Here is a 2,260-nt window from a genome sequence, read left to right as displayed (position 1 = left end):
TTCGTGCAGCAGCACTTCGAGGCCCGGCGCGGGGAGACGCTGACGGCGAGCTACAGCATCCGGCGGGCCGAGACGGGCAAGGTGAGCTATTCCAATCCGCTGGGGTTCGTGATCGGCGTGGCGCTGCAGCTGCAGCCGCCGCGCATCCAGCAGGCCGAGGCCGACGGCCAGACCCTGCAGCCGGTGAAGGCCAAGGACGCGCTGACCGCCGTCATCCCCGCCGAAGGCCTGCAGCCCGCCGACCTCCTCAGCGTCACCTGGCAGGGCGCGCCGGGCAGCCACGCCGAAGGTTCCCACACCACCGAGGCCAAACCGATCAGCCAGAGCGGCTACAGCATCGCCCTGCCGCCCACGGTGCTGGCCTTCGCCCTGGGCAAGACCGTCACCGTGACCTACAGGATCGAGCGCGGCGGCAAGGTGTTCGACTCGCCGCCGCTGAGCCTGAAGGTCGGCACCTTGCCGGCGACGGCGCTGAACTCGCCGGTCATCACCGACGCCGACGCGGGCAACGTGCTGGACCTGGCGGCGCTGGGCAGCAAGGACGTGACGATCCGCGCACAGGACTGGGCGCTGATCGCCACGGGCCAGCAGGTGTGGATGAGCCTGCTCGGGCGCAAGGCCGACGGCGCGGCGCATGACCTGACGGTGTGGAACGGCGGCGCTTCCTACGTCAACGCCACGTGGTTCCAGCAGAAATACTGGAACCGGAGCGTGGCCAACAGCTACTTCAAGGCGCTGGCCGACGGCAGCCAGTTGACCCTGAAGTTCAAGGCAGCGCTGGACAAGAGCAACGTGGCGGCCAATGCGGTGGTGTTTGCGGATCGGGTGTATACGGTGAAGGCGGTGCCGTTGGTGGTGCCGACGCTGACCAACGTGCTGGACGCCAACAACGTCGAGGTGCCGGAAGGCACCTACACCGTCAGCACCACGCTGACCCTCAAGGGCACCGCCAGCAAAGGCTTGCAGGTCGAGGTCTACGACGGCAACGGCTCGACGGCTGTGTCCAAGGGCAAGGCCACCGCTGACGCCACAACCGGGCGCTGGGAGCTCAAGATCAGCGTGCCGGTGGGGGCGCGGCGGCTGTACGCCAAGTCGCTGTATCACAGTACGGCGACTTATTCGAATGTGCGGCTGCTGACGGTGACAAGTCCGATGTCCATCGACCCATCGCCTATGACATTGAATGGGTTCGCGCTAGTTACGCCTACGGGCTGGGAGGTCAATCCTGCGTACGATTTCCCGGGAAATACTTCCACTCGCACGCCGAAGACGGGGATTCCGCCCTACACCTACAGCTCGGCGAATCCCGCAATTGCAAAGGTGAGTAATACTGGCAAGGTAGAAGGGCTCCAAAATGGTCGCACGGTCATTAGCGTGCGGGACGCATCGGGTCAGACTCGTGAATACAGCGTTACAGTTTCGAATGTGTATCGCCTTGTGACGCGTGACACGACGCTGGCTGGTAACACGGCAACCCTTTGGGCTTCACTCGGTTGGGTTCGCATCACACAAGCACATGCATTGAGCTTTGCCAAACGATACCAACCACCTTATGAGCGTTACTTCCCCACGCACATAACATATAGAGACGGAGTAGCGCTCGGCCCTTTGGTTGTGTTTGATGGGTGGTGCTATGAATTCGCACCGATAATGTACCCCCAATTTCTGTGGCGCTCGGAGGCTTCTGCTTGCACTTCCGGTAACAACACAGCACAAATGTGGGGATTGCTACCCACTCCGTAAACTCTGAATGAGCCGTGCGCTTAAAACCCTTGCAAGCTCCGCAGCAGCAGTAACTTTTGCCATGTCTATGCTGAAAAAATGGGGACGGATTTATTTATACGTCCCCATTTCAATCGAAATGGCTATGCACTTCATTTTTCAGCCACTTCGTTTACTTCCGTTTAAAACCACTTCCACCACCCCACGCCACCTTGCGCCATTGCCTACAGCTACGCCAGAATCCGCTGGCTTGTGTGCCTTAGGGGCTGGTTTTATTGTTTGCCGGTCACTGACGAATCAGTGATCGGGTTTAGCGATCCGACTCCCCACAGACGCAACAATGCCCTGTCTCATATGCAGTCAACTGCCTGCATTTGCGTAATGGTGGCTGTGCGCGGGAGACCTTCGGGTCTACCCGGGGTTTCTGTGACCCGGATCGCTAACCTGCGTACAGCCGCCACCTTTACTTGTTTAGCGATGGGTTGTGGCGGCTCAATCAATCACGGAGCGCATGCCATGTTCAAACCCACCCCCAACC

The 2,260-nt window shown here is 60.5% G+C and carries 1 protein-coding gene; it reads left to right on the top strand.

All coding sequences use genetic code 11. The annotated features are described in order from the left end of the window. The coding region (locus tag CAG33_RS27995; protein WP_085695156.1) for an Ig-like domain-containing protein at positions 1–1,743 on the top strand (1,743 nt) is incomplete at its 5' end. Positions 1,744–2,260: the final 517 nt, after the last annotated feature.

The organism is Pseudomonas sp. B3(2017) (assembly GCF_002113595.1).
Taxonomy (GTDB): domain Bacteria; phylum Pseudomonadota; class Gammaproteobacteria; order Pseudomonadales; family Pseudomonadaceae; genus Aquipseudomonas; species Aquipseudomonas ekonensis.
This window is presented reverse-complemented; position numbering and strand designations above follow the sequence as displayed.